This window comes from Streptomyces spiralis (assembly GCF_014654675.1).
Lineage (GTDB): Bacteria > Actinomycetota > Actinomycetes > Streptomycetales > Streptomycetaceae > Streptomyces > Streptomyces spiralis.
Genome location: NZ_BNBC01000039.1, coordinates 13,203 through 33,571 on the forward strand (window position 1 = coordinate 13,203; position 20,369 = coordinate 33,571).

A 20,369-nucleotide genomic window follows, 5' to 3' on the forward strand; every position below is an offset into this window, starting at 1 on the left:
TTCGCACGCCGCCGATCAGGACGGCGGCTCCTGGAAGGAACTCCCTCAGTGAAGCTTCAGCGCAAGAACCGGCGGGCACTCGCTCTCGGCGTCCTCGCCGCCTCCGGCGCCCTGGCCCTCACGGCGTGCGGCTCCGACAACAACAGCGGCAAGGACGGCGGCGGCAGCAGCTCGTCCGCCGCCGCCGCTCCCGGCTCGGTCAAGTGCGACAGCGCCAAGGGCCAGTTGCAGGCGTCCGGTTCCTCGGCGCAGAAGAACGCCATCGACGCGTGGGTCAAGCAGTACGGCCAGGCCTGCAAGGACGTCCAGATCAACTACAACCCGACCGGTTCGGGCGCCGGCATCACCGCCTTCCTCCAGGGCCAGACCGCGTTCGCCGGCTCGGACTCCCCGCTGAAGCCGGAGGAGATCGACCAGTCCAAGAAGGTCTGCTCCGGCGGCCAGGCGATCGACCTGCCCATGGTCGGCGGCCCGATCGCGGTCGGCTTCAACGTCCCGGGCGTGGACAGCCTGACGCTCGACCCGGCCACCATCGCCAAGATCTTCAATGGCAAGATCACCAACTGGAACGACGAGGCGATCAAGAAGCTGAACCCCAGCGCCAAGCTGCCCGACCTGAAGATCCAGGCGTTCCACCGCTCCGACGAGTCCGGCACCACGGACAACTTCACCAAGTACCTGATCGCCACCGCCAAGAGCGACTGGCCGTACTCGGGCGGCAAGGCCTGGCAGGCCAAGGGCGGCCAGTCCGCGCAGGGTTCCTCCGGCCTCGCCCAGCAGGTCAAGCAGACCTCCGGCGCGATCTCCTACTTCGAGCTCTCCTACGCCTCCGACGGCATCAAGACCGTCGACCTGAAGACCGGCGCCGCCACCCCGGCCAAGGCCACCGTCGAGAACGCCACCAAGGCCATCGCCTCGGCGCAGGTGGTCGGCACCGGGCAGGACATGGCGCTGAAGCTCAACTACGAGCCGAAGGAGGACGGCGCCTACCCGCTCACCCTGGTCACCTACGAGATCGCGTGTGACAAGGGCAACAAGGCCGACACCCTGCCGGCCGTGAAGTCCTTCCTGTCCTACATCGCCTCCGAGGACGGCCAGAAGCAGCTGACCGGTGCCTCCTACGCGCCGATCCCCGACGAGATCATCACCAAGGTCCGCTCCACCATCTCGGGCCTGAGCTGATCTGAGCGTGCGGCCGGGTCCCGCCACCGAACGGGACCCGGACCGCATCGTCCGGTGCACCGCCGCCAGGAGCCCGTACACCGCGTACGGCTCCGCAGACCGGAGAACCCGATGGACACAACAACACAGCACAACGACGCAGCGCCGCCCCTCACCCCCACGGGCCCGGGCGCCCACAAGCGCGCCACCCGTGGCGCCACCCGTCCCGGGGACCGCATCTTCCTCGGGCTCTCCCGGGGGTCGGGCATCCTGCTCCTGGTGATCATGGCCGCGATCGCGGTCTTCCTCACCTACCGTGCCGCCCTCGCCATCAACAAGGACGACGGCAACTTCCTGACCACCTTCGAGTGGAACACCGGCCTGCTGCCGCCCCAGTTCGGCATCGCCGTGCTGGCGTTCGGCACGGTCGTCTCCTCGATCGTCGCCATGGCCCTCGCGGTCCCGGTCGCGGTCGGCATCGCGCTGTTCCTCACGCACTACGCCCCGCGCAAGCTCAGCGGCCCCATCGCCTACGTGATCGACCTGCTGGCCGCCGTGCCGTCGATCGTCTACGGCCTGTGGGGCGCCCTGGTCCTCGTACCGCACCTGAACGGTCTGTACGGCTGGCTCGACGACTACTTCGGCTGGACCGGCATCCTGTCCTGGCAGGGCGGCGCCCCGCGGTCGCTGCTCACCGTGGGCATCCTGCTGGCGATCATGATCCTGCCGATCATCACCAACGTCAGCCGCGAGGTCTTCCGCCAGGTCCCGCAGATGCACGAGGAGGCCGCGCTGGCCCTCGGCGCCACGCGCTGGGAGGTCATCCGCATGTCGGTGCTGCCCTTCGGCCGCTCCGGTGTGATCTCCGCCTCGATGCTCGGCCTCGGCCGCGCGCTCGGCGAGACGATGGCCGTCGCCACCGTGCTCTCCCCGACCTTCGACATCAAGGCCAGCCTGCTGGACCCGGGCGGCGGCACCTTCGCCCAGAACATCGCGAGCAAGTTCAACGAGGCCACCGAGTTCGGCCAGGACGCGCTGATCGCCTCCGGTCTCGTGCTGTTCGTGATCACCCTGCTGGTCAACGGTGCGGCCCGCATGATCATCAACCGCCGCAAGGAGTACTCGGGGGCCAACGCATGAGCACGCCAGCCGTCACCGACAAGCGCGCCGGCTCGCTGCGCGGCGCCAGCCTTCCCAAGTGGTTCCCGCTCGCCGTCGTCGTGGGCTCCGTCGCCGTGGCCGTGGCCATCGGCCTGGGCGCCGGACTGGACAGCAAGGTGCAGTGGGGCCTGATCGCCGCCGTCCTCGCCGTCCTCGTCACCTATGTCGTCGCAAGCCGGGTCGAGGGCCGCAGGCAGGCCAAGGACCGCATCGCCACCAGCCTGGTCTGGGTCTGCTTCCTCGTCGCCGTCGTCCCGCTGGCCTCCCTGATCTGGGCCACCGCCAAGCGCGGTGTGAAGGTCCTCGACGGCTACTTCCTCAGCCACTCCATGGCCGGCGTCGCCGACACCGAGCCGGGCGGCGGCATCTACCACGCCCTGCTCGGCACCCTGGAGCAGGTCGGCCTCGCCACCCTGATCGCCGTGCCGATCGGTGTGCTGACCGCGATCTACCTGGTCGAGTACGGGCGCGGCGGGCTCGCCAAGGCCGTCACCTTCTTCGTCGACGTGATGACCGGCATCCCCTCGATCGTCGCCGGCCTCTTCGTCCTCAGTTTCTGGATCCTGATCCTCAAGATGGGCTACTCCGGCTTCGCCGGCTCGCTCGCCCTGGCGATCCTGATGATGCCCGTGGTGGTCCGCTCCACCGAGGAGATGCTCAAGCTCGTCCCCAACGAGCTGCGCGAGGCCTCCCTCGCGCTGGGCGTCCCGAAGTGGCGCACCATCCTCAAGGTGGTCCTGCCGACGTCCATCGGCGGCATCGCCACGGGTGTGATGCTCTCCATCGCACGCATCACCGGTGAGACCGCTCCCGTCCTGCTGCTGGTCTGGGGTACGAACTTCATCAACACCAACCCCTTCAAGGACCCGCAGGGCTCGCTGCCGCTGTACATCTACCAGCAGTACGCGAACAGCTCGGGTTCCGGCGCGGCCTACGACCGCGCCTGGGCGGCGGCTCTCACCCTCATCGCCTTCGTGATGATCCTCAACCTGGTGGCCCGCGGCATCGCCCGCTGGAAGGCCCCCAAGACCGGTCGCTGACGGCGGCCACTCAGCGACTGAGACGACTGGAAGTGAAGAAGTAGTCATGGCCAAGCGAATCGACGTGAGCGGGCTCACCGCCTACTACGGCTCCCACAAGGCGATCGAGGACATCTCGATGACGGTCGAGCCGCGTTCGGTGACGGCCTTCATCGGGCCGTCCGGCTGCGGCAAGTCGACGTTCCTGCGCACCCTGAACCGGATGCACGAGGTCACGCCGGGCGGCCGGGTCGAGGGCAAGGTGATGCTGGACTCCGAGGACCTCTACGGCGCCGGGGTCGACCCGGTGTCCGTCCGCCGCGAGGTGGGCATGGTGTTCCAGCGGCCGAACCCGTTCCCCACCATGTCGATCTTCGACAACGTGGCGGCGGGCCTGCGCCTGAACGGCAACTACAAGAAGAGCCAGCTGAACGACATCGTCGAGAAGTCGCTCAAGGGCGCGAACCTCTGGAACGAGGTCAAGGACCGCCTGAACAAGCCGGGCTCGGGGCTCTCGGGCGGTCAGCAGCAGCGGCTGTGCATCGCCCGTGCGATCGCGGTCGAGCCGAAGGTGCTGCTCATGGACGAGCCCTGCTCCGCCCTGGACCCGATCTCCACCCTCGCCATCGAGGACCTGATCGGCGAGCTGAAGGAGCGCTTCACGATCGTCATCGTGACGCACAACATGCAGCAGGCGGCGCGTGTCTCGGACCGTACGGCGTTCTTCAACCTGGCGGCCGTCGGGCAGCCGGGCCGGCTGATCGAGATCGACGACACCGAGCGGATCTTCTCCAACCCCTCGGTCCAGGCGACCGAGGACTACATCTCCGGCCGCTTCGGCTGATCCGAGCCGGTACCTGACCCCTCGCGGTGCTGCATGGCGGTGCCACCGTGAGGATGCGGAAAGGCCCGCCCCTGGCTCCCGGGGGCGGGCCCTACGCGTTGTGGCCGGGCGCTCCCGCCACGGCCGACGCTCCTAGAGGAACGCCAGGTTGATCAGCCAGAAGGCCAGGGCCGACACGATCGCGGCGGCCGGCATGGTGATGAACCAGCCGAGGACGATGTTCTTCGCCACGCCCCAGCGGACGGCGTTCACCCGCTTCGTCGCGCCCACACCCATGATCGCCGAGGTGATGACGTGGGTGGTGGAGATCGGCGCCTTGAACAGGAAGGCGGTGCCGAACATGATCGACGCGCCGGTCGCCTCGGCCGCGAAGCCCTGCGGCGGGTCCAGCTCGATGATCTTGCGACCCAGGGTGCGCATGATGCGCCAGCCGCCCGCGTAGGTGCCCAGCGACAGCATCAGCGCGGAGATCAGCTTCACCCACACCGGGATCGGGTCGCCGTACGTCTCGACGCCGCCGATGACCAGCGCCATCACCACGACACCCATGGTCTTCTGGGCGTCCTGGAGGCCGTGGCCGAGCGCCATGCCGGCCGCGGAGACGGTCTGCGCTATACGGAAGCCGCGCTTGGCCTTGTGCGGGTTGGTCCGGCGGAAGATCCACATGATCAGCGCCATGACCAGGTAGCCGACGATCAGGCCGACCACCGGCGACAGGAACATCGGCGTGACGACCTTGTCCAGGACGCCGTTCCAGTGCACCGCCGTACCGCCCGCCAGGGCCGCGCCCACCAGGCCGCCGAACAGGGCGTGCGAGGAGGACGAGGGCAGGCCGAAGTACCAGGTGACCAGGTTCCAGACGATGGCGCCGAGCAGCGCCGAGAAGAGGATTCCCATCCCCTTGCCGCCGCTGGGGGTCTCGATCAGACCCTCGCTGACGGTCTTGGCGACCCCGCTGCCCAGGAAGGCGCCGGCGAGGTTCATCACCGCGGCCATCGCCAGCGCGGCCCGCGGGGTGAGCGCGCGGGTGGAGACGGAGGTGGCGATGGCGTTCGCGGAGTCGTGGAAGCCGTTGGTGTAGGCGAAGCCGAGGGCGACCAGGATGGTCAGTATCAGAGCGAAGGTGTCCATGGACGCCTCAGGACTCCTTGACCGCGATGGTCTCCACCGTGTTCGCCACGTGCTCGAAGGCGTCCGCCGCCTCCTCCAGTACGTCCACGATCTGCTTGAGCTTGAGCACCTCGATCGCGTCGTACTTGCCGTTGAACAGGTGGGCGAGGAGCTTGCGGTGGATCTGGTCCGCCTGGTTCTCCAGACGGTTCACCTCGATCCAGTACTCGGTGAGGTTCTCCATCGTGCGCAGGTGCGGCATGGCCTCGGCGGTCAGCTCGGCCGCCCGCGCCAGGACCTCGATCTGCTGCTCGACGCCCTTGGGCAGTTCCTCGATGTTGTAGAGGACGACCAGGTCGACGGCCTCCTCCATGAAGTCCATGATGTCGTCGAGGGACGACGCGAGGGAGTAGATGTCCTCGCGGTCGAAGGGCGTGATGAAGGAGGAGTTCAGCTGGTGGAAGATCGCATGCGTGGCGTCGTCACCTGCGTGTTCCGCGGCCCGCATACGCTCTGCGATCTCGGCCCGGGCGGAAGCGTCCGCCCCGAGCAGTTCCATCAGGAGTTTCGATCCCGTGACGATGTTGTCCGCGGACGCGGCGAACATGTCGTAGAAGCTCGTCTCCCTGGGGGTCAGACGAAAGCGCACGTGGGGTCCTCGGGGTGCTTCGGTTTCGGTCAGGGTGATGCTAAGCGCATCATCCGGCCACGGCTAAGGGGCCGTCCCCCAGTGTCGCCCATCGGGCACGGTGCTCGTCACGGGGGCTTGCCAGGGGTCCCTACCCCGGAAAATTCGGTACGATATACCCGGCAGGGGTATGCCCTTGACTCCGTTACGAGCGGGAGGACGCGATGACGACCACCGAGGCCGGCGCGACGGCGCCCTCCGACGGCACCACGGCCGCGCTCCCCGAGGACGCCGGGCATGAGCACGCCACGTACGGCTACCACAAGCAGAAGGACGAGCACCTCAAGCGGCTGCGCCGGATCGAGGGCCAGATCCGCGGACTGCAGCGGATGGTCGACGAGGACACCTACTGCATCGACATACTCACCCAGGTGTCCGCCTCCACCAAGGCCCTGCAGTCCTTCGCCCTGCAGCTGCTGGAGGAACACCTGCGGCACTGCGTGGCCGACGCGGCCGTCAAGGGCGGCTCGGAGATCGACGCGAAGGTGGAGGAGGCCACCAAGGCGATCGGGCGGCTGCTGCGTACCTGAGCACGCGCAGGGGGCCGGCGGGGCCCGCTCAGCCGTCGGAGCCGGTGCGGCGTTCCTCGGCGACTCTCAGCACCTCGTCGATGCTCTCCAGGCTGAGCCGCTCCCGGGCCGCCGAGGCAGCGATGATCAGCTCTCCGCACAGCTCGATCTCGGCGAGGGCCACGTGGTCCTGGACTGCCGTACCCACCGGAGCCACGCGCGTCACCTCTTCTCTGTCGTCGCCGGCTTCCTAGAGTAGGGAGCCGTCCACGGACCGCGCATGGCACGGAAGGGCTAGTTCGCCGGTCATTTCCGGCCACCGGGCCGCTTCACCGGGCCGCCCGGTGCCCCTCTCACTGCTCGGCGATCCGGCCGGCGTAGATGTCCTTCGACTGCGGCAGCGTCACGCTCACCGGGGTCCCGAAGGCGTACAGCAGGGTCGTGGAGAAGACGGCCACCGTCTCCTTGCCGTGCCCGTGCCCGCCGACGAAGCTGAAGCGCTGCCGGAGCTTGCGGACCCGGCCCTGGTCGTCGAGGTAGACGTCGAAGGGGACATCGGCCGTGGCGAACCCTTTCGCCGCCGCCTTCAGCGCGGCCCTCAGCGCCGCCTCGTCGGCCGCCGAGGCGTTCTCCGCCGCCAGCGCCAGATCGGCGGTGCCCCGGAAGTGCCGCACCGCGACACCCGCCACCTGCGTGTCCCCCACGAACGCCGCCGTGCGCGTCCCGCGCAGCACCTGGGCGGCGGCGAACGGGTCGGTGGCGCCGCCGGTGACCAGGTTGCCGTCGGAGAGCGTCGCCGTCTCCACCCGCACCCACTTGTCGGCGGGCACGCCCGCGCCCCGGTTCTTCATGAACAGGGCGCCCGGAGCGAGCAGTTCGGTGATCGGCCGGTGCTCGGGGGCCCCGGCCGGGTCCTGCGGCAGCACCAGCGTCAGCCGCCCGAGCTGCTGCCGGAAGTCGTAGACCCCCTCGCCGCGGATCGTCACGCGGGTGCCGCCCGCGGCCATCTCCATCGCCGTACGGGCCTGGGAACTGCCCGCCGCGAGCAGCGCCTCGGGCGCCTGGCGCACGGTCCGCACCGGGTCGTGGGCCGCGCGCGAGTCCTCGGCGGCCACGCCGTCGCCGGAGCATCCGGTGGCACACGCGCAGAGCAACAGCCCCGCCGCGAGCACCGCCTTGCCCGTCTGCCGCCGCTGCCGCTCCGCCATCGCCTGCCTACCCCCAGCCGGTCCGTCCGTCACGGGCCCCTGTCCCTCGGTTCAACGACGAGTGCTGAGGCCCGTCACGCGCCGGGGCGGCACCCACAGGAAGCCGCAACCGGTTGTTCATCTGGCGTGGGTAGCGTGGTCGGCGTGGCGCGACAAGAAGGGCTCGGCCCTGCGCAAGAGCAACGGCAGCACCAGGAACACCGCACGACGACCGTCGAACAGGGGCGTTTCTGCCTGGCCCGGTGCAGCTGCGGCTGGCGCGGCCCCGCCCGCCGGGCGCGCAGCCTGGCCCGCTCGGACGCGGAGGGGCACGCGCGGGACGCCTGACGGCCCCGAAGGGGCGCCGGGCCGTTCCACGGCATCAGGTCAGGCGCAGGGCCGTCAGCAGTTCGTCGACGAGTTCGCGGTCGCGGAACTGGGTCAGCCGGTCGCGGGCGGCGGCGGGCGGCAGCCAACGCAGCCGGTCCACCTCCTTGTTGGGGGTGAAACGGCCCGCGGTGGCCTCGGCCACCCAGTACCGCACCCGCTTGGGGCGCCCGCCCGCCATGTAGGCGACGGTGCTCAGCTCCACGCCCGGAACCGCCGTGTACCCGGTCTCCTCCGCCACCTCCCGCAGCGCGCCCGCGAGCGGGTCCTCGCCGGGCTTGAGCTTTCCCTTCGGCCAGGACCAGTCGTCGTACTTCGGCCGGTGCACCAGGCACAGCTCGAGGGAGCCGCCCGACGGCGCGCGGCGCCACAGCACGCAGCCGGCCGCCCGGACGACGGTGTCCTTCGTTTCCTTCGTACGCGGCACCGGGGCTCACCGCCTCCTTCGGTTCGTGCCTTTCAGTTCGCGCCGATCGCCTGCATCTGCCACGCCTGCTGGAAGGCGAACCTGGCCGCCTCCACCTCGTGGCGCTGATCCGCGTGGAGCACGCCGAGGGCGTACGCCGTCGCCGGGGCGATGCGGGGCGTACGGGCGGCCGCGGCCGCGGCGGCCGCCGCCTCCGAGGCGTCGCGGTGCCGGTCGAGGGCGCGGCCGGCCGTCAGAAGCCGTACGTCCACGGGGGCGCCCTCCCCGTCGACGGCGTGCAGTGCCTCCTGGGCGTACCGGTGCAGGCGCAGCAGCAGGCGGACCTGGTGCCAGGGGGCGTCCTGGGGGTGCGGGGACGGGTCCGGGGACAGGCCGTGGACCAGTGCGGCCGCGTTGTACGGGCTGCCCGCGGTGACGAGGGGGAGCGCGGCGACGGCGTCCGTCAGGCGTTCTTCGGCGTCGGTGGCGAGGGGGTGGGGGGCCATGGTGTGTGCGGTGGGGGTGAGGGGGACGTCGCTGGCGAGGACGGCGACCTTGTCGGCGACGGCGTGGAAGCGGCTGGAGCCGAGGGCTTGGAGGGCTGTGGAGTGGGCTCGGGTGCGGGCGAGGGTGAGCTGGCGGTCCAGGAGGGCGCCTGCTTTTGCGGCGCCCACGGTGAGGTTGCCGTTGCCGTTGCCGCGGTCGGGGGTGGGTGCGGTTGGGTGGGGAACGGTTCCGGCCGTCCCGGGTGCCTCCCCCACGCTCGAACGAGCTCGCGCGGGGGCACCCCCATCGCCCACCCGTGCCGCCCTGGGGGTACCTCCCAGGCGTTCAGCACCGGGGGAGGTACGACTGCCCGCAGCTACGTCAGGGACATCCGTCTGCGGGGACAGCCTGTGGAGGGCCTGCAACAGGCGGTCCAGGCGGGCCTGGTAGGCGTGTTCCCGGGCCAGGGTGCCGGAGAGCCAGGCGAGTTCGGGGCGGAGTTCCTCCGCCCAGGTCTCGTCCAGCAGGGGGCGGAAGGTGTGGAGGGTGCCGCTGATGCGGCGGGCCGCGCGGCGCAGGGCCCGGGCCGCGTCGACGGATTCCTCGCTGCCGCCCGCGGCGCCGCTGCCGCCGGTCTCGCGGTGCAGGCGCAGGGCGCGGAGGAACTCCGTCGCCTGCGCCCGCAGATAACCCGCGAGGGCGTCGACGGCCACCGGTCCGGCGGCCGTGGGGTCCGTCGGGTCAAGGTGTCGTTGTGCCACGCCGGCGCCTCCGGGCGTCTATGAGCATCTCCTGAATGTTGCGCAGGGGCTGGCCGTCACCGTCGACCGCGTGCCGGGTCCAGTCGCCGTCCGGGCCGAGGTGCCAGGAGGCGGTGGTGTCGGACATGCCGGTCTCCAGGAGCCGGTTGAGCGCGGCTCGGTGGGCCGGGTCGGTGACCCGTACCAGGGCCTCGATACGGCGGTCGAGGTTACGGTGCATCATGTCGGCGCTGCCGATCCACACTTCCGGTTCGCCCCCGTTGCCGAAGGCGAAGATCCGCGAGTGCTCCAGGAAGCGGCCGAGGATCGAGCGGACGCGGATGTTCTCCGACAGGCCCGGTACGCCCGGGCGCAGCGCGCAGATGCCGCGCACCCACACGTCGACGGGCACTCCCGCCTGGGACGCGCCGTAGAGGGCGTCGACGACCGCCTCGTCGACCATCGAGTTGACCTTGACGCGGATGGAGGCGGGCCGTCCGGCGCGGTGGTGCTGGACCTCCTTGTTGATCCGCGAGACGAGGCCGTCCCGCAGGGACTTGGGGGCGACGAGCAGCCGGCGGTAGGTCTCGCGGCGGGAGTAGCCGGAGAGGCGGTTGAACAGGTCGGACAGGTCCGCGCCGACCTGCGGGTCCGCGGTGAGCAGGCCGAGGTCCTCGTACAGGCGTGCGGTCTTGGGGTGGTAGTTGCCGGTGCCGACGTGGCTGTAGCGCCGCAGGGTGTCGTCGCCCTCCTGGCGGACCACCAGGGACAGCTTGCAGTGGGTCTTCAGGCCCACGAGGCCGTAGACGACGTGGCAGCCGGCCTCCTCCAGCTTGCGCGCCCACTTGATGTTGGCGTGCTCGTCGAACCGGGCCTTGATCTCCACCAGGACCAGGACCTGCTTGCCGGCCTCGGCGGCGTCGATGAGCGCGTCGACGATCGGGGAGTCGCCGGAGGTGCGGTACAGGGTCTGCTTGATGGCGAGGACGTCCGGGTCGGCCGCCGCCTGCTCCAGGAAGGCCTGGACGGAGGTGGAGAAGGAGTCGTACGGGTGGTGCAGGAGGACGTCCCGCTGGCGCAGGGCCGCGAAGATGTCGGGCGCGGACGCCGACTCGACCTCGGCGAGGTCGCGGTGGGTGCCGGCGACGAACTTGGGGTACTTCAGCTCGGGCCGGTCGAGGCTGTGGATGCGGAAGAGGCCGGTGAGGTCGAGCGGGCCGGGCAACGGGTACACCTCGGCCTCGCTGATCTTCAGCTCGCGCACGAGGAGGTCGAGCACCTCGCGGTCGATGGACTCCTCGACCTCCAGGCGCACCGGCGGCCCGAAGCGGCGCCGCATGAGCTCCTTCTCCAAGGCCTGGAGCAGGTTCTCGGCGTCGTCCTCCTCGACCTCCAGGTCCTCGTTGCGGGTGAGCCGGAAGGTGTGGTGCTCCAGGACCTCCATGCCCGGGAACAGTTCCTCCAGGTGGGCGGCGATGACGTCCTCGAGGGGGACGTAGCGGCCCAGGGAGCTCTCCAGGAAGCGGGAGAGCAGCGGCGGCACCTTGACGCGGGCGAAGTGGCGGTGGCCGGTGACCGGGTTGCGTACGACGACGGCCAGGTTCAGGGAGAGGCCGGAGATGTACGGGAAGGGGTGCGCCGGGTCGACCGCCAGCGGGGTCAGCACAGGGAAGATGCGCTGCCGGAACAGGGTGAACAGGCGGGCCTGCTCCTTCTCCGTCAGCTCGTTCCAGCGGACCAGGTGGATGCCCTCCTCCGCCAGGGCGGGGGCGACGTCCTCGTGGTAGCAGGCGGCGTGCCGGGCCATGAGCTCGCGGGAGCGGGCCCAGATCATCTCCAGCACCTCGCGGGGCTGGAGACCGGAGGCGGACCGGGTGGCGACTCCGGTGGCGATACGGCGCTTGAGGCCGGCCACCCGGACCATGAAGAACTCGTCGAGGTTGCTGGCGAAGATCGCGAGGAAGTTCGCCCGCTCCAGCAGGGGCGTGTTCGGGTCCTCGGCGAGTTCCAGGACCCGCTCGTTGAAGGCGAGCCAGCTGCGCTCCCGGTCCAGGAACCGTCCCTGCGGCAGCTGTTCCCCTTCGGCGTCCGTCACCTCGTAGGCGTCGAGGTCGGCGTCGAGATCGGGGTCCAGGTCGGAGACCGCCGCCGCCACGGTGTGCGGGCGGTGCGCGGCTATGGAGCCCACGGAGGGCTGGACGTGCGGGGCCTGCGCTGCGGCCTGGGTGTCTGACTGGCTCATGAACCCATTCTTCCGCGCCATGGGGAAGACAGGCGCGTCGGAAAGCGCGGGCGGGAGCACGGCTGCGGTCCCCTCGGGGGGCGGCGAAGGCTCTGGCACGGCGGGTCTCATTGAGTGAGCGTCGCAAGACCGTCTGAATCGCCGGTTACGGAGACATGACGTGCCGGATAGCGGGGGGCGGCTCACAGGGATCAGCGGCTGCCCCCGGGCCCGGTGTCACTCCAGGTGACCGGATGCCGCCGTCACGTCTGCGTGCGGTGGACCGTCACGTCTCCGTGCGGTACATGAGGTCCGTCTCGTACGTCGTGAAGCCGAGTCGCTCGTAGACCGACACCGCCGCCTTGTTGTCGGCGTCGACGTAGAGCATCGCGGTGGGCAGGCCCTGCGCGGCCAGGTGGCGCAGGCCGATCAGCGTGAGGGCCTTGCCGAGGCCGCCGCCCTGCGCCCCGGGGCGGACCCCGAGGACGTACACCTCGCCGAGCCCCTCGGCCGGGTGGACCTTGGTCCAGTGGAAGCCGACCAGCCGGCCCTCGCGCTCGGCCAGGAAGAACCCGCTCGGATCGAACCAGGGCTCCGCCTCGCGGGCGTCGAGGTCACGCTGGGTGAGGGAGCCCTGTTCGGGGTGGTGGGCGAACGCCTCCGCGTTCACGGCGAGCCAGGCGGCGTCGTCCCGGCCGGGAACGAAGGTCCGTACCGTCACCCCTTCCGGCAGCACCGGCTCCGGCAGGTCGAGGCCGGTCAGCGGGCGCCGCATCTGCCGCAGTTCCCGGAACAGGGTGAGCCCGAGCACCTGCGACAGATGCCGGGCGGCGGAGTGGCCGCCGTGCGCCCACACCCGCAGCCGCTTGCCGGAGGCGGCCAGCAGCGCCGATCCGAGCGCCCGCCCGTGCCCGTGGCCGCGGTGCGCGGGATGGACGACCAGCTCGGCGGCGGGCGCCTCCACGGGGTCGGTGTCCTCCAGCTGCGCGTAGCCGACCAGCTCGCCGTCGATGCTCAGCAGCAGATGGGAGACGCCCTCCCGGGCGCCGCCGCGCAGCTGGAGCCGGCCCTGTTCGGACACCGCCTGCTGCCCGTCGGTGCGGGCGGCCTCCGCCAGCAGGGCGAGCACGGCTTCGACCTGGTCGGGGGAGAGCGCGGAGACGGACTCCAGGGAGCGGGCGATCGGTGCGGTGTCGTCGCTGGTCATGCGTCCGAGACTACCGACGACCACCGGATCGGGTGGTCGGCTTGCCACGGGTCACTGCAGTTCGGGCTGTTCCGGCAGTTGCGGCAGTTCCGGCAACTCCGGCAGTTCCGGCGGCGGAGTGGGTGCCCCCGGCAGCCGTACGGTCGCCACAGTGCCGCCGCCCTCGGCCGGGGCGAGGGCGACCTCGCCGCCGGCCTGCTGGATCGTGCGGGCGACGATGGACAGGCCCAGGCCCGAGCCGGGCAGCGCGCGGGCGCTCGGGGAGCGCCAGAAACGGTCGAAGACGTGGGGGAGCTCGTCGGCGGCGATGCCGGGTCCGTGGTCGCGGACCGTGAGGACACCGTCGGCCAGCAGCACCTCGACCACCCCGGCCTCGGGGCTGAACTTCACCGCGTTGTCCAGGACGTTGACGATCGCGCGTTCCATGGCCGCCGGTTCCGCCCGTACGTACCAGGGGTCCAGGTCCGCCGTGACGGTCAGCTCGGGGCCGCGCAGCCGGGCGCGGCGCAGCGCCGTGTCCACGGTGTCGTGGAACGCGATCACCTGGACCCGCTCGCCCCGCTGGCCCTCCGAGCGCGACAGCTCCTGGAGGTCGCCGATCAGGGAGGCGAGCTCCGTCATCTGCGCCTTGACCGAGGCCAGCAGTGCCTTGCGGTCGGCCTCCGGGAGCGGGCGGCCGGTCTCCTCGCTGCGGGAGAGGAGCTCGATGTTGGTGCGCAGCGAGGTCAGCGGGGTGCGCAGCTCGTGGCCCGCGTCCGCGATCAGCTGCTGCTGCAGGTCGCGGGAGCTGGCCAGGGCGGACGTCATCGAGTTGAAGGAGCGGGACAGACGGGCGATCTCGTCCTCGCTGTCGTCCTCCACGGGGATGCGGATGGTCAGGTCCTCGGTGCGGGCCACGTGCTCGACGGCCTCGGTGAGCCGGTCGACGGGGCGCAGACCGGCGCGGGCGACGGCGAGGCCGGCGGCTCCGGAACCCACGACCCCCAGGCCGGAGACGAGCAGGAGCAGCAGGGCCAGGTCGTTGAGGGTCTTCTCGGTGTCCTCCAGGGACAGGGCGAGCATGAAGGCGATGCCCGGGTAGGCCTCGGCGTCGGGGCCGGGGCCCGTCGGGACGGCGAGGGTCATCACCCGGACGTTGTTGCCCTGCGTGTCGGTGGCGGTGTGGAAGGTGCGCTGCCGCACGTTCGGGTCGGCGGCCACCTTCTTGTCCACGGCGCTGACCTTGATCACCCCCTCGGAGCGGGGGTCCACGCAGAACCGGCCCTGCGCCGTCACCAGCTGCACGTAGAGGAACGAGCGCTGCATGTCGCCGGTCGAGTCGTCCGTCGTCTGCGTGCAGTTGGCGACCAGCGACGACGCCGTGGTGGCGGTCACCCGGCCGTAGCTCCCCAGCCGGGAGTCCACCTCGCTGTACAGCCGCCTCTGCACGACGAACCAGCAGGCGATGGAGACGGCCGCCACCGCGAACGCCACCGCCGCCGCCACCAGCAGCGCCAGTCGCGAGCGGATGGGCAGCGAGCGGAACCGGCGCGCGACCTTGCTCACTCGGCGCCGCCCTGCCGCAGGACGTACCCCACCCCGCGCACCGTGTGCACCAGGCGCGGCTCGCCGCCCGCCTCGGTCTTGCGGCGCAGGTACATCACGTAGACGTCCAGGGAGTTCGACGACGGCTCGAAGTCGAAGCCCCAGACCGCCTTCAGGATCTGCTCACGGGTGAGCACCTGGCGCGGATGGGCCATGAACATCTCCAGCAGCGTGAACTCGGTGCGGGTCAGCTCCACCTGGCGTCCGCCGCGCGTGACCTCGCGGGTTGCCAGGTCCATGCGCAGGTCGGCGAAGGTGAGCACGTCGCCCTCGTCCGCCGCGCCCGCCACGGCCGCGGCATAGGAGCTGCGGCGCAGCAGGGCGCGGATGCGGGCGAACAGCTCGTCCAGCTCGAACGGCTTGACCAGGTAGTCGTCCGCCCCGGCGTCCAGCCCGGTGACCCGGTCGCCGACCGTGTCGCGGGCCGTCAGCATCAGGATCGGGGTGGTGTCGCCCGCCCCGCGGATGCGGCGGGCGGCGGTCAGGCCGTCCATGCGGGGCATCTGGATGTCGAGGACGACCAGGTCCGGTTCGTACGCGTTGGCCTTCTCCAGGGCGTCCGCGCCGTCGACCGCGACCTCGGTGTCGTACCCCTCGAAGGCGAGGCTGCGCTGGAGTGCCTCGCGCACCGCCGGCTCGTCGTCGACGATCAGGATGCGCTGGAGGTCACGGTCGCGGTCGCGGTCACGGTCGCCGTCGAGGGGGCTCATCGGTGGTTGTTCCTCGGTTTTCCTGGGGCCGGTCGGCAGGGGGAGCGGCAGGGACGCTCCCAGCCTCGCACGTTCCGCGCCCGCCGGGTGGGGCACGGGACCTCGCGGCCTGTCACACCGCCAGGGTGCCTCGCGTCCGTCACGCCGCGAGGGCCGTGAGCCGCCTGAGCGGCACCTTGGGGCGGCGCGAGCGCCCGGCGGGGGCGCGCAGTCCCATCAGCTGCGGGACGGCGGCAGGGGGCAGCGGGGGGCGGTCGGCGGGGCTGTCCGCCGGGCTGTGGAGTTCCTTCGCTACGGCCAGCGTCAGGGAGACGCCCGCGGGGACGCTCGCGTCGACGGTCTCGGTCCACTCGTGTACGACCTGCTGGATCATGGCGGTACTCCTTGGTGCGAGGTGTTGCGCGGTGCTGGCTGGGTCTGCTGGTCGTCGTCCTTGGTGTCGCTGTCGGTGGGTGTCGGTGGTGTCGGGGGGTGTCGGTGCTGTCGCTCCGTCGCCGGCGCTGTCGCTTCGGCCCCGGTCAGCTCCGGGAGCCGGAGCGCAGCTTGGCCAGGTCGGCCTTGACGGTGTTGATCGGGATGGCGAAGCCGAGGCCCACGCTGCCCGCGCTGGACGAGTCCGAGGCGGCGGCGGCCGAGTACATCGCCGAGTTGATGCCGATGATGTTGCCGTTCGCGTCGATGAGCGCGCCGCCGGAGTTGCCCGGGTTCAGGGAGGCGTCGGTCTGGATCGCCTTGTAGGTGGTCGTGGAGGAACCGGTGTCGCCGTTGAAGTGGCGGCCGCCGAACTCGAACGGCCACTGGCCGTCGTCCTGCCCCTGTCCCTGGCTCTCGTCGGTGGAGACGGTCACGTCCCGGTCGAGGGCGGAGACGATGCCACTGGTGACCGTGCCGGTCAGGCCTTCGGGGGAGCCGATGGCGACGACCTGGTCGCCGACCGCGACGCCGTCGGAGTTGCCGAGGGCCGCCGGCTTCAGGCCGGAGGCTCCGTCCAGCTTGATCAGGGCGAGGTCCTTGGAGCTGTCGGTGCCGACGACCTGCGCGGTGTAGGTCTTGCCGTCGCTGGTCCGGGCCTTGACCGAGGAGGCTCCGGCTATGACGTGGTTGTTGGTGAGGATCTCGCCGCCGCTGCTGATGATCACCCCGGAGCCGGTGGACGTGCCGTTGGCCAGGGTGGCGGTGATCTCGACGACGCTCGGGCTGACCGCCTTGGCGATCGCCGCGATGCTGCCCCGCTGACCGGTGGGCACCACGTTGGTGCTGGTGCTGCTGGAGGCCACCGTGTCCTTGCCGGTCAGCTCCTGGAAGGCGAACGCGGTGCCGCCGCCCACGGCCGCGGCGGCGATCGCCACGGCGGCGAGCAGGGCGACCGGGCCCTTGGCGCGCTTCTTCGACGGCTGCGCGGGAGGGTACGCCGGGGGGTAGGCCGGAGGATGCGCCGGCGGGGCCGGCCACTCCGGGTTCACCGCGCTCCCCGCGTTCCCGGCGTTCCCCGGGTTCACCGGGGAGGCGTGCTGCTGCCGGTACGGGAACGGGTCCTGCCCGTCACCCCGGGGGTCCTCGTACGCGCCGCTGCGGCGGAAGCTCTCGGTCATGTCATTGAGAGTGTCCCGGGATCATGAGAGCTTCGTGAGTCCCCGCTGAAAAGCCCGACAGAACCGCGTATGCCCGAAATAAGGGCGGCCGAGGAGGGTCGGAGAGGCGAGCCGGGAGGGGCTACACGCAGCCGCAGGACTTGCGGACCACCAGCCGTGACGGGAACACCTTCAGCCGCTCCCGCCGCGACCCGGCGACCCGCAGCCCGTCGTCGAGCACCAGGTCCACGGCCGCCCGGGCCATCGTCGAGCGGTCGGAGGCGACCGTGGTCAGCGGCGGATCCGTCAGCGCCGCCTCCTTGATGTCGTCGAACCCGGCCACGGCCAGCTCGCTCGGAACGTCGATGCGCAGCTCCCGCGCGGCCCGCAGCAGGCCGATCGCCTGGTCGTCCGTGGAGCAGAAGATCGCCGGCGGCCGGTCGGGGCCGGAGAGGATCTCCAGGCCGACCTTGTAGGCGTCGTAGCGGTTGTACGGCGCCTCGAAGAGCCGTCCCTCCGTCGGCAGGCCCGCCTCGGCCATCGCGCGCCGCCAGCCCTCGACGTGGTCGGAGACCGGGTCGCCCACGGCCGGTGTCTCGGCGGTGCCGCCCACACAGGCGACGTAGTCGTAGCCGTGCTCCAGCAGGTGGCGTACGGCGAGCTGGGCGCCGCCGAGGTCGTCGGTGACCACGGCCACGTCGTCGATGGCCTCGGGCCGCTCGTGCAGCAGTACGACCCGGGCGTCCCAGGCCTCGATCTCGGCCGCGGCCTGGTCATTCAGCGCGTGGCTGACCAGGATCAGGCCGGAGACCCGCATACCGAGGAAGGCGCGCAGGTAGTGGACCTCGCGCTCGGCGACGTAGTCGGTGTTGCCGACCAGGACCATCTTGCCGCGCTCGGCGGCGGCCCACTCGACCGCGTGCGCCATCTCCCCGAAGAAGGGCTGGCGGGCGTCCGGGATGATCAGCCCTATCAGGTCCGTACGGCGCGAGGCCATCGCCTGGGCGACCCGGTCGGGCCGGTACCCCAGTTCCTTGATCGCTGCGAGGACGCGCTCGCGCGTGGCCGGGGCGACCGGCCGGGGTCCGTTGTTGATGACATAGCTGACCACGGCGGTGGAAGTCCCCGCCAGCCTCGCCACGTCGTCCCGAGTCACCTTTGCCACGCGCGGAGTCTACGCGGATGGATCCGCCCAGGGGCAGGGCGTATCAAAGCTTGGATGTGCGCCCGCAACGCCCACCACGCCGACGAGTACGCCCCGGGCCCCGCACCCGGGCGCACTCCGGCCGCCCCGAGCGGCCCTTCCCGGGCGCGCTCCGCCGCCCACGCGGGCCGGCCCCGCGCCCGCTCGTGCCCCCGACCCGGGTCAGGCCTTCGCGGGGGCGTCCGCTCGGACGGCGGCGGCCGCGGAGTCCGTGTCGTCCGCGGGCGGCTGGGCCTTCTCTTCCTTCGCCTTGTTCTTGGCCTCGTCCGTGGTGCGGTCGCTCTTCTCGGGGGTGACGAAGCGGTAGCCGACGTTGCGTACGGTGCCGATCAGCGACTCGTGCTCGGGCCCGAGCTTGGCGCGCAGCCGCCGTACGTGGACGTCGACGGTCCGGGTGCCGCCGAAGTAGTCGTAGCCCCAGACCTCCTGGAGCAGCTGGGCGCGGGTGAACACGCGCCCCGGGTGCTGCGCGAGGTACTTCAGCAGCTCGAACTCCTTGAAGGTGAGGTCCAGCACCCTGCCCTTGAGCTTGGCGCTGTACGTCGCCTCGTCCACTGAAAGGTCGCCGTTGCGGATCTCCATGGGCGAGTCGTCGCCCACGATCTGCTGGCGGCCCATGGCCAGCCGCAGCCGCGCCTCGACCTCGGCCGGGCCGGCGGTGTCCAGCAGCACGTCGTCGATGCCCCAGTCGGCGGTGACGGCCGCCAGGCCGCCCTCCGTCACGACGAGGATCAGCGGGCAGCCGGGGCCGGTGGAGCGCAGCAGCTGGCACAGGCTGCGTACCTGCGGCAGGTCGCGCCGCCCGTCGACCAGGATGACGTCGGCACCGGGGGTGTCCACGAGTGCCGGGCCCTCCGCCGGAGCCACGCGCACGTTGTGCAGCAGCAGGCCGAGGGCGGGGAGCACCTCCGTCGACGGCTGAAGGGCGTTGGTCAGGAGCAGCAGTGAACTCATCGCGCCCCACCTGCCTGGGTCATATGTTCGTGCACGGTTCGCTCGTCCATGGCGTCTGGTTCCTCCTCGGGTCCCGGCGAGGACGTGTGCGGCACTGCTTCGTCGGTTCGTTCCGTGGTGCGAATCCCGCGCCCCTGGGACCCGCCGTGACCGTGGTGGCCACTGTGCGCTCGACGGCCCGTACACCTGCGGTTTCCCGCGTCGTATACAACGCTTCCGAAAGCACAAAAGGACCCGGGGGCTTCGCTGCCCGAGTCCTCTTCCCAGCAGAATAGCCGACATGAGCTCGGATTCGGCAGGTCATGTGGCACGTTCGACGATCGTCCCGGAGTCTGAGACGCCGCCGCGGACACGTGTCAGGAGGTTCCTGACCACGGCGGACGGGGTCGCGATCGACGCCGTGTACGAACCCGGCGCGGCCGGCGGGCACGGCTCGGGCGGAGTGTTCGTGATCGCTCACGGGTTCACCGGCGACCTGGGCAGGCCGCACGTGCGCCGGGTGGCGCGGACGCTGGCCCGGTACGGGGCCGTGGTCACGTTCTCCTTCCGCGGCCACGGGGCCTCCGGCGGGCGCTCGACGGTCGGTGACCGGGAGGTGCTGGACCTGGCGGCGGCGGTGGCGTGGGCGCGCGGCCTCGGGCACGCGCGCGTGACGACCGTCGGCTTCTCCATGGGCGGCTCCGTGGTGCTGCGGCACGCGGCGCTGTACGGCGCGCGATCGGACGCCCGGGAGGTACGGGAGGACGCCTGGGAGGCCCGGGAGGACGCCTGGGAGGTCCGGGAGGTCCGGGAGGAGGCGCGGACGGACGCCGTGGTCTCCGTCAGCGCCCCCGCCCGCTGGTACTACCGGGGCACGGCCCCCATGCGCCGGTTGCACTGGCTCGTCATGCGCCCCGAGGGCCGCCTGCTGAGCCGCTACGGCCTGCGCACCCGCATCCACCACCGCGACTGGGACCCCGTCCCGCTCTCCCCGGTCGAGGCGGTCCCGCTCATCACGCCCACGCCGCTGCTGATCGTGCACGGCGACCGGGACGCCTACTTCCCCCTCGACCACCCCCGGATGCTGGCCACGGCCTCGGGTGACCACGGCGAACTCTGGCTGGAGCCCGGCATGGGCCACGCCGAGAACGCCGCCGCCGACGAGCTGCTGCACCGCATCGCGCGCTGGAGCGTGGATCAGGCGGGCTAGCCTTTCCCTGTTCATTGCCGAGTGAGTCGAG

21 protein-coding genes are annotated in these 20,369 nt (G+C 71.3%); 7 read left to right on the plus strand and 14 right to left on the minus strand.

Annotation, left to right across the window (positions count from 1 at the left end; genetic code table 11):
- Nucleotides 1-48: 48 nt before the first annotated feature.
- The 4 genes from pstS (at nucleotide 49) to pstB (ending at nucleotide 4,185) form a co-directional block, all read left to right on the plus strand.
- Nucleotides 49-1,182 carry a phosphate ABC transporter substrate-binding protein PstS gene (gene pstS, locus IE318_RS31770; protein ID WP_189905912.1) on the plus strand — a complete coding sequence of 378 codons (1,134 nt, stop codon included), beginning with the start codon at nucleotides 49-51 and terminating at the stop codon, nucleotides 1,180-1,182.
- A gap of 111 nt (nucleotides 1,183-1,293) precedes the next feature.
- Nucleotides 1,294-2,301, plus strand: a complete 1,008-nt coding sequence (gene pstC / locus IE318_RS31775; protein WP_030183806.1) for a phosphate ABC transporter permease subunit PstC — start codon at nucleotides 1,294-1,296, stop codon at nucleotides 2,299-2,301.
- Nucleotides 2,298-3,362: a phosphate ABC transporter permease PstA gene (gene pstA / locus IE318_RS31780; protein WP_030183804.1), complete on the plus strand. Its 1,065-nt coding sequence runs from the start codon at nucleotides 2,298-2,300 to the stop codon at nucleotides 3,360-3,362. Before pstC ends, pstA begins: the two co-directional genes overlap by 4 nt.
- Nucleotides 3,363-3,408: 46 nt before the next feature.
- Nucleotides 3,409-4,185 (plus strand): phosphate ABC transporter ATP-binding protein PstB, encoded by a 777-nt coding sequence (gene pstB, locus IE318_RS31785; protein WP_030183801.1) that lies wholly within the window; start codon nucleotides 3,409-3,411, stop codon nucleotides 4,183-4,185.
- 132 nt (nucleotides 4,186-4,317) lie between these two features.
- On the opposite strand, the gene IE318_RS31790 is transcribed toward pstB, so the two are convergent.
- The gene (locus IE318_RS31790; RefSeq protein WP_030183798.1) at nucleotides 4,318-5,316 is read right to left on the minus strand and encodes an inorganic phosphate transporter; all 999 of its coding nucleotides are present in this window, start codon (nucleotides 5,314-5,316) and stop codon (nucleotides 4,318-4,320) included.
- A gap of 7 nt (nucleotides 5,317-5,323) precedes the next feature.
- Entirely contained in the window at nucleotides 5,324-5,944 is a 621-nt protein-coding gene (locus tag IE318_RS31795) for a DUF47 domain-containing protein (RefSeq protein WP_030183796.1), read from the minus strand.
- Nucleotides 5,945-6,147: 203 nt separating this feature from the next.
- Between IE318_RS31795 and IE318_RS31800 the strand changes: the two genes are divergently transcribed.
- On the plus strand, nucleotides 6,148-6,513 hold the full coding sequence (locus IE318_RS31800; RefSeq protein WP_030183793.1) for a metal-sensitive transcriptional regulator: 366 nt from the start codon (nucleotides 6,148-6,150) through the stop codon (nucleotides 6,511-6,513).
- Nucleotides 6,514-6,541: 28 nt separating this feature from the next.
- Here the strand turns inward: IE318_RS31800 and IE318_RS31805 are convergent, their stop codons facing one another.
- A complete protein-coding gene (locus IE318_RS31805; protein ID WP_189906024.1) occupies nucleotides 6,542-6,709 on the minus strand; it encodes a hypothetical protein in 168 nt (55 codons plus the stop codon).
- 136 nt (nucleotides 6,710-6,845) lie between these two features.
- Nucleotides 6,846-7,700, minus strand: a complete 855-nt coding sequence (locus tag IE318_RS31810) for an SCO4651 family lipoprotein (protein ID WP_189905914.1) — start codon at nucleotides 7,698-7,700, stop codon at nucleotides 6,846-6,848.
- 144 nt (nucleotides 7,701-7,844) lie between these two features.
- Between IE318_RS31810 and IE318_RS31815 the strand changes: the two genes are divergently transcribed.
- The gene (locus IE318_RS31815; RefSeq protein WP_189905916.1) at nucleotides 7,845-8,027 is read left to right on the plus strand and encodes a hypothetical protein; all 183 of its coding nucleotides are present in this window, start codon (nucleotides 7,845-7,847) and stop codon (nucleotides 8,025-8,027) included.
- 34 nt (nucleotides 8,028-8,061) lie between these two features.
- Here IE318_RS31815 and IE318_RS31820 read toward each other — a convergent pair whose 3' ends face one another.
- The 10 genes from IE318_RS31820 to IE318_RS31865 form a co-directional block, all read right to left on the minus strand.
- Nucleotides 8,062-8,493, minus strand: coding sequence for an NUDIX hydrolase (locus IE318_RS31820; RefSeq protein ID WP_189905918.1), 432 nt, complete (start codon nucleotides 8,491-8,493; stop codon nucleotides 8,062-8,064).
- 32 nt (nucleotides 8,494-8,525) lie between these two features.
- On the minus strand, nucleotides 8,526-9,719 hold the full coding sequence (locus tag IE318_RS31825; RefSeq protein WP_189905920.1) for a CHAD domain-containing protein: 1,194 nt from the start codon (nucleotides 9,717-9,719) through the stop codon (nucleotides 8,526-8,528).
- The gene (locus IE318_RS31830) at nucleotides 9,700-12,051 is read right to left on the minus strand and encodes an RNA degradosome polyphosphate kinase (RefSeq protein WP_189905922.1); all 2,352 of its coding nucleotides are present in this window, start codon (nucleotides 12,049-12,051) and stop codon (nucleotides 9,700-9,702) included. The genes IE318_RS31825 and IE318_RS31830 overlap by 20 nt, the downstream gene beginning before the upstream one ends.
- A 154-nt stretch (nucleotides 12,052-12,205) precedes the next feature.
- The gene (mshD, locus tag IE318_RS31835) at nucleotides 12,206-13,126 is read right to left on the minus strand and encodes a mycothiol synthase (RefSeq protein WP_189905924.1); all 921 of its coding nucleotides are present in this window, start codon (nucleotides 13,124-13,126) and stop codon (nucleotides 12,206-12,208) included.
- 51 nt (nucleotides 13,127-13,177) lie between these two features.
- A complete protein-coding gene (locus IE318_RS31840) occupies nucleotides 13,178-14,671 on the minus strand; it encodes a sensor histidine kinase (RefSeq protein WP_189905926.1) in 1,494 nt (497 codons plus the stop codon).
- Complete coding sequence (locus IE318_RS31845; RefSeq protein WP_189905928.1) at nucleotides 14,668-15,420, minus strand: response regulator transcription factor; 753 nt, start codon at nucleotides 15,418-15,420, stop codon at nucleotides 14,668-14,670. The genes IE318_RS31840 and IE318_RS31845 overlap by 4 nt, the downstream gene beginning before the upstream one ends.
- A gap of 139 nt (nucleotides 15,421-15,559) precedes the next feature.
- Complete coding sequence (locus IE318_RS31850) at nucleotides 15,560-15,793, minus strand: hypothetical protein (RefSeq protein WP_030164654.1); 234 nt, start codon at nucleotides 15,791-15,793, stop codon at nucleotides 15,560-15,562.
- A 145-nt stretch (nucleotides 15,794-15,938) separates the two neighbouring features.
- Nucleotides 15,939-17,012 (minus strand): S1C family serine protease, encoded by a 1,074-nt coding sequence (locus tag IE318_RS31855; protein WP_189905931.1) that lies wholly within the window; start codon nucleotides 17,010-17,012, stop codon nucleotides 15,939-15,941.
- A 121-nt stretch (nucleotides 17,013-17,133) separates the two neighbouring features.
- A complete protein-coding gene (locus IE318_RS31860; protein ID WP_189905933.1) occupies nucleotides 17,134-18,156 on the minus strand; it encodes a LacI family DNA-binding transcriptional regulator in 1,023 nt (340 codons plus the stop codon).
- Between the two features lie 201 nt (nucleotides 18,157-18,357).
- Nucleotides 18,358-19,149 (minus strand): response regulator transcription factor, encoded by a 792-nt coding sequence (locus tag IE318_RS31865; protein ID WP_189905935.1) that lies wholly within the window; start codon nucleotides 19,147-19,149, stop codon nucleotides 18,358-18,360.
- A gap of 280 nt (nucleotides 19,150-19,429) precedes the next feature.
- Here IE318_RS31865 and IE318_RS31870 point away from each other — a divergent pair, with 280 nt between their 5' ends.
- Nucleotides 19,430-20,338 carry an alpha/beta hydrolase gene (locus tag IE318_RS31870; protein WP_189905936.1) on the plus strand — a complete coding sequence of 303 codons (909 nt, stop codon included), beginning with the start codon at nucleotides 19,430-19,432 and terminating at the stop codon, nucleotides 20,336-20,338.
- Nucleotides 20,339-20,369: the final 31 nt, after the last annotated feature.